General features: G+C 48.9%; 7 protein-coding genes and 3 pseudogenes. 5 read left to right on the top strand and 5 right to left on the bottom strand.

The genetic code is table 11. The features are described 5' to 3' along the window. Both BHE85_RS10295 and BHE85_RS10290 read left to right on the top strand, forming a co-directional pair. Positions 1-306: integrase core domain-containing protein (locus BHE85_RS10295; protein ID WP_032232747.1), on the top strand; the 306-nt coding region annotated here is incomplete at its 5' end. A 164-nt stretch (positions 307-470) separates the two neighbouring features. Further along, positions 471-1,001: pseudogene (locus BHE85_RS10290) on the top strand (tyrosine-type recombinase/integrase); the annotation flags it as partial. Between the two features lie 381 nt (positions 1,002-1,382). On the opposite strand, the gene BHE85_RS10285 reads toward BHE85_RS10290, so the two are convergent. From BHE85_RS10285 to yobA, 3 genes and pseudogenes are all read right to left on the bottom strand, one after another. Next, positions 1,383-1,724, bottom strand: coding sequence for a YebY family protein (locus BHE85_RS10285; RefSeq protein ID WP_000976476.1), 342 nt, complete (start codon positions 1,722-1,724; stop codon positions 1,383-1,385). Between the two features lie 12 nt (positions 1,725-1,736). Continuing rightward, a pseudogene (gene copD, locus BHE85_RS10280) lies at positions 1,737-2,604 on the bottom strand (copper homeostasis membrane protein CopD). Between the two features lie 3 nt (positions 2,605-2,607). Next, complete coding sequence (gene yobA / locus BHE85_RS10275; RefSeq protein WP_000168747.1) at positions 2,608-2,982, bottom strand: CopC domain-containing protein YobA; 375 nt, start codon at positions 2,980-2,982, stop codon at positions 2,608-2,610. Positions 2,983-3,120: 138 nt separating this feature from the next. On the opposite strand from yobA, the gene holE reads away from it, so the two are divergent. From holE to exoX, 3 genes are all read left to right on the top strand, one after another. Beyond that, positions 3,121-3,351, top strand: coding sequence for a DNA polymerase III subunit theta (gene holE, locus BHE85_RS10270; protein ID WP_000916761.1), 231 nt, complete (start codon positions 3,121-3,123; stop codon positions 3,349-3,351). A 101-nt stretch (positions 3,352-3,452) separates the two neighbouring features. Beyond that, a complete protein-coding gene (gene yobB / locus BHE85_RS10265) occupies positions 3,453-4,109 on the top strand; it encodes a carbon-nitrogen hydrolase family protein YobB (RefSeq protein WP_000011642.1) in 657 nt (218 codons plus the stop codon). A gap of 23 nt (positions 4,110-4,132) precedes the next feature. Beyond that, positions 4,133-4,795: an exodeoxyribonuclease X gene (exoX, locus tag BHE85_RS10260; RefSeq protein ID WP_000944260.1), complete on the top strand. Its 663-nt coding sequence runs from the start codon at positions 4,133-4,135 to the stop codon at positions 4,793-4,795. On the opposite strand, the pseudogene BHE85_RS28390 reads toward exoX, so the two are convergent. Together BHE85_RS28390 and BHE85_RS10250 are read right to left on the bottom strand one after the other, a co-directional pair. Beyond that, positions 4,792-4,878: pseudogene (locus BHE85_RS28390) on the bottom strand (hypothetical protein); the annotation flags it as partial. The gene exoX and the pseudogene BHE85_RS28390 sit on opposite strands and share 4 nt — an antisense overlap. A 23-nt stretch (positions 4,879-4,901) precedes the next feature. Continuing rightward, on the bottom strand, positions 4,902-5,207 hold a 306-nt coding region (locus tag BHE85_RS10250), incomplete at its 5' end, for an integrase core domain-containing protein (RefSeq protein ID WP_032232747.1).

The following is a 5,207-nucleotide window of genomic DNA, read 5'->3' as shown; positions in this document are numbered from 1 at the left end:
AAAGGTTCTCAGTATGTATCGCTGGCCTACACACAGCGGCTTAAGGAAGCCGGATTACTGGCATCAACAGGAAGTACAGGCGACTCGTATGACAACGCGATGGCGGAGAGCATCAATGGTCTTTACAAAGCGGAGGTAATACACCGTAAGAGCTGGAAAAACCGTGCAGAAGTGGAACTGGCCACACTCACGTGGGTGGACTGGTATAATAATCGACGATTGCTGGAAAGGCTGGGCCACATCCCTCCGGCAGAAGCAGAAAAAGCTTATTATGCTTCCATCGGAAACGATGATCTGGCAGCCTGAGTTCACAGATAAAACACTCTCCAGGAAACTCGGGGCGGTTCAAACCGTTCTGACAGCTTCGGCTTTGAACTCTTTAGAGTAACGTTGGTTTTTTCTGCTCATTATTAGCTCCTTCTGATGCCATTCTATTTCAGGAAGGAGTGTCCGTTAAACTCAGGCTACCTCAGACATACAACTGCATCAGGGAGGCAGCAGATCAACTTCCGGCATGGTTCCCATTAGCTATGGATTTAGCCCTTGTAACAGGACAACGTCGCGAAGACATAACGAATATGCGGTTCAGTGATATTTATGATGATCGTCTCCACATCAGGCAAATTAAGACAGGAATGATGATTGCTATCCCCCTGTCACTCAGCCTTCCTGTCGCTGGTTTACGACTTGGTGCAGTAGTTGAACAGTGCCGCATGGTAAGTAGGGGGGATTATCTAATCAGTGCCGGGATTAGAAAAAACAGCCCTGACGGCAGCATTCACCCGGACGGCCTGACAAAGAAATTTGTCGCAGCCAGAAAATTAACAGGTATCCAGTTCAGTGAAAACCCACCAACTTTTCACGAAGTCAGAAGCCTGGCTGGACGATTGTACAAAGAAACATGTGGAGAAGAATTTGCTCAGCGTCTACTTGGCCACACATCGGAGAAGACAACAAAAATGTATCTTGATGAGAGAGAAAAAACGTACTTACTGCTCTGATTTTAACGTAAATGGATTGTTAAATGTATTTTGGTTGTGATATAACCAAAAAAGACCGGAATACAGAAATTCGAGTAAATTTCGGGGAGACATTTGCAACTAATTGATTTCAAATGCAATTAAAAAAAGACCGAATACGATTCCTGTATTCGGTCCAGGGAAATGGCTCTTGGGAGAGAGCCGTGCGCTAAAAGTTGGCATTAATGCAGGCTTAGTTGCCTTGCCCTTTAAGAATAGATGACGACGCCAGGTTTTCCAGTTTGCGTGCAAAATGGTCAATAAAAAGCGTGGTGGTCATCAGCTGAAATGTTAAAACCGCCCGTTCTGGTGAAAGAACTGAGGCGGTTTTTTTATTGGAAATCAAAAGGCTATTTTAGGTAATTAACAGAGTTTTTCAGCTCGTTCTATAAACGGTGCCAGACTCATTTTTTCGCCGGGATTGTTAGGATCATCAATCTGAATCACCGAAATGGGTTGGGCATTGGTCTTCCCACTGGCAACTTCCTTTTGTGCGATATCGTTTAAAGGATACTGCACGAGGGTACTCGGATTAATAACATACAAAGCATTACCCGGTCGGCAAGTCAGCATCACCTCTTCGCGATTAAACGCCCATTTGTCTTTACCCACTTCAAAACGACTGACGGTAATCACCTGCGGTGCAGCCAGCGCCGCTGCAGAACTGGTGAGTAACAGAAACGCCAGAATACTTTTTTTCATCATTTTCGTAATCCATCAAAAAGGTTCGAGAGTCGCAAGCAGGCTGATGATCACCAGCACTACCGCACCTATCGCCCATTCGAGTTTAGTCATCCACACAAACCAGGGTGCCGCACGATCTTCATCCTGCCTCATGCGCGGTACAAGAACATAACGATTAGCCAGCGCAATGACCACCATAATCATCACCAGGATGGCTTTGAGCAATAAGAGTTGGCCCCAGTAAGTCGTAAGCGTGGGGGGAAATCCGGTAATCAACAATGCACTAAGCACCCCGCTTGCCAGTACGCCGATCACCGCAAAATGCCCGCACCATGAAAAACGCATCAGCGCCTGAATAGCCTGGTGTCGCCAACGGCCTTTGATGAGTTGCATACACCAGAGCACCGGCAGTAATCCCCCAAACCACGCCGCCGCACAAATCAGGTGAATCGTGTGATTAGTCTGATGGATTTTCGCCGTTACCCCTTCATTCAGCGTCGCATGCCCCACTCCCGCCAGCAGAATAAATTGCGCGGTAGTGAGCATAAACAGCAAACGTGGCATATTCCGCGGTTGCATAAGGGCGCAACGTTACGAGGGCGAGAACAATTTGCCATAACCAGACGCCACCAAACTGCGTTTGCAAAACAGCCTGCCAAATGTTTGGCGAAAATACATCTGTCCATCCCGTTCCCATCAACCCGCCCTGAACGGCGAGCATTGCAGTGGCACTGATCAAACTCCAGACGGCAGCGTGCTGTTGTAAACGCAGAAAACGCTTCGCCAGCAAGCGACGAATCGTCAAGGGGGCCAGCCAGGCACCGTACATTGCGAAGCCAAAAACCAGCATCAGCGAGGTGAAATGGATAAATCGCAGCGCGATCCAGGTAAACGCCAGCATGATTTATTTCACGCTAAAGGTGTAGTGTCCTTTCGTTTTATGCCCGTCCACCGAAACAACATGCCAGTCAACGGTGTAGGTTCCGGGTTTCAGCGAATCGGCCAGTGGAACAATCAGTTGCTTTTGGTCCTGCTCATTTCGCTTCGCCGGTAATGTTTTAATATTTTCGTTTTTTGGCCCCGTGATTTTTGCACCACTGAATCCTGTTTCAACACCTTCCGAGAAGTTTAAAGTGATTGCCTGCGGTGCAGCTGTCACTTGCGCGTTTGCCGCAGGATACTGATGCGTTAAATGCGCATGTGCCCAGACGGAAGGTGTCACCAACGAAGTGGTCAGGATTGCCAGCGCGTAGCGAAGGGAGCGTGCAGTTGAAGCCATATTATCTATTACTTTTTGTAATAACTTTTTTACAGAGCATAACCTTGTCTAATGTCTGAGTCGAGGATCATCAATTCCGGCTTGCCATCCTGGCTCACTCTTAGTAACTTTTGCCCGCGAATGATGAGGAGATTAAGAATGCTGAAGAATCTGGCTAAACTGGATCAAACAGAAATGGATAAAGTGAATGTCGATTTGGCGGCGGCCGGGGTGGCATTTAAAGAACGCTACAATATGCCGGTGATCGCTGAAGCGGTTGAACGTGAACAGCCTGAACATTTGCGCAGCTGGTTTCGCGAGAGGCTTATTGCCCACCGTTTGGCTTCGGTCAAACTGTCACGTTTACCTTACGAGCCCAAACTTAAATAAAACTTATACAGAGTTACACTTTCTTACATAACGCCTGCTAAATTATGAGTATTTTCTAAACCGCACCCATAATTTGCAGTCATTTTGAAAAGGAAGTCATTATGTCGTTCTGGAAAGTTGCAGCAGCGCAATATGAGCCTCGTAAAACCTCACTCACCGAACAGGTAGCTCATCATCTGGAGTTTGTGAGGGCCGCCGCCAGGCAACAATGTCAGCTGTTAGTTTTTCCATCGCTTTCTTTACTGGCGTGTGATTATTCGCGACGTGCCCTTCCTGCCCCACCCGATCTCTCACTGTTAGACCCGCTTTGTTATGCCGCAACGACCTGGCGAATGACCATCATTGCCGGCCTTCCCGTTGAATATAACGATCGCTTTATTCGTGGAATTGCGGTGTTCGCACCGTGGCGAAAAACGCCTGGGATCTACCATCAGAGTCATGGTGCATGTCTGGGCCGTCGTTCCAGAACCATCACGGTGGTCGATGAACAACCGCAAGGTATGGATATGGACCCGACCTGTTCACTGTTTACTACAGGGCAATGTCTGGGAGAACCCGACCTGCTGGCGTCGGCCCGTCGCTTACAATTTTTTTCACATCAGTACTCGATTGCCGTGCTGATGGCAAATGCCCGTGGTAACAGTGCACTATGGGATGAATATGGTCGTCTCATCGTTCGCGCCGATCGTGGTTCATTATTGTTAGTCGGTCAGCGTTCATCACAGGGTTGGCAAGGCGATATCATTCCATTACGCTAGGCTTTTTCGGCCTGGAGCATGCCATGTTGCGCATTATCGATACAGAAACCTGCGGTTTGCAGGGAGGGATCGTTGAGATTGCCTCTGTTGATGTCATTGACGGAAAAATCGTCAACCCCATGAGCCACCTGGTGCGCCCCGATCGTCCTATTAGTCCACAAGCGATGGCGATTCATCGCATCACCGAAGCCATGGTCGCCGATAAACCGTGGATTGAAGATGTGATCCCACACTATTACGGTAGTGAATGGTATGTCGCGCACAACGCCAGCTTTGACCGCCGCGTACTGCCTGAGATGCCCGGTGAGTGGATTTGCACTATGAAACTGGCCCGTCGTTTGTGGCCAGGGATCAAGTACAGCAATATGGCGTTATATAAAACACGGAAGCTCAATGTACAGACGCCGCCGGGCCTGCATCATCACCGCGCGTTGTATGACTGTTATATCACCGCCGCGTTGCTTATCGATATTATGAACACCTCCGGCTGGACGGCAGAACAGATGGCCGATATCACCGGACGTCCGTCGTTGATGACGACCTTCACCTTTGGCAAATACCGTGGCAAAGCGGTTTCCGACGTTGCCGAACGCGATCCGGGCTATCTGCGCTGGTCATTTAATAACCTGGACAGCATGAGCCCGGAGCTGCGTTTAACACTGAAACATTATCTGGAAAATACTTAATCCGCAGGCGTAGCGGGTAATGTTCCCTGCGCCAGCGCGACCAGAAAAGCATATTCCATCGCTATGAACCGCCCCGGGTTTCCTGGAGAGTGTTTTATCTGTGAACTCAGGCTGCCAGATCATCGTTTCCGATGGAAGCATAATAAGCTTTTTCTGCTTCTGCCGGAGGGATGTGGCCCAGCCTTTCCAGCAATCGTCGATTATTATACCAGTCCACCCACGTGAGTGTGGCCAGTTCCACTTCTGCACGGTTTTTCCAGCTCTTACGGTGTATTACCTCCGCTTTGTAAAGACCATTGATGCTCTCCGCCATCGCGTTGTCATACGAGTCGCCTGTACTTCCTGTTGATGCCAGTAATCCGGCTTCCTTAAGCCGCTGTGTGTAGGCCAGCGATACATACTGAGAACCTTT

It is taken from the genome of Shigella sp. FC1567 (assembly GCF_001743015.1).
In the GTDB taxonomy this organism is placed as follows: Bacteria; Pseudomonadota; Gammaproteobacteria; order Enterobacterales; family Enterobacteriaceae; genus Escherichia; species Escherichia coli.
Note: the sequence above shows the minus strand (reverse complement) of the source record. Positions and strands in the feature narration are given on the sequence as shown.

Bases quoted from the DNA above. Each gene is read 5' to 3' on its own strand.
- BHE85_RS10285 (WP_000976476.1), bottom strand. From the start codon at position 1,724: ATGATGAAAAAAAGTATTCTGGCGTTTCTGTTACTCACCAGTTCTGCA.
- yobA (WP_000168747.1), bottom strand. From the start codon at position 2,982: ATGGCTTCAACTGCACGCTCCCTTCGCTACGCGCTGGCAATCCTGACC.
- holE (WP_000916761.1), top strand. From the start codon at position 3,121: ATGCTGAAGAATCTGGCTAAACTGGATCAAACAGAAATGGATAAAGTG.
- yobB (WP_000011642.1), top strand. From the start codon at position 3,453: ATGTCGTTCTGGAAAGTTGCAGCAGCGCAATATGAGCCTCGTAAAACC.
- exoX (WP_000944260.1), top strand. From the start codon at position 4,133: ATGTTGCGCATTATCGATACAGAAACCTGCGGTTTGCAGGGAGGGATC.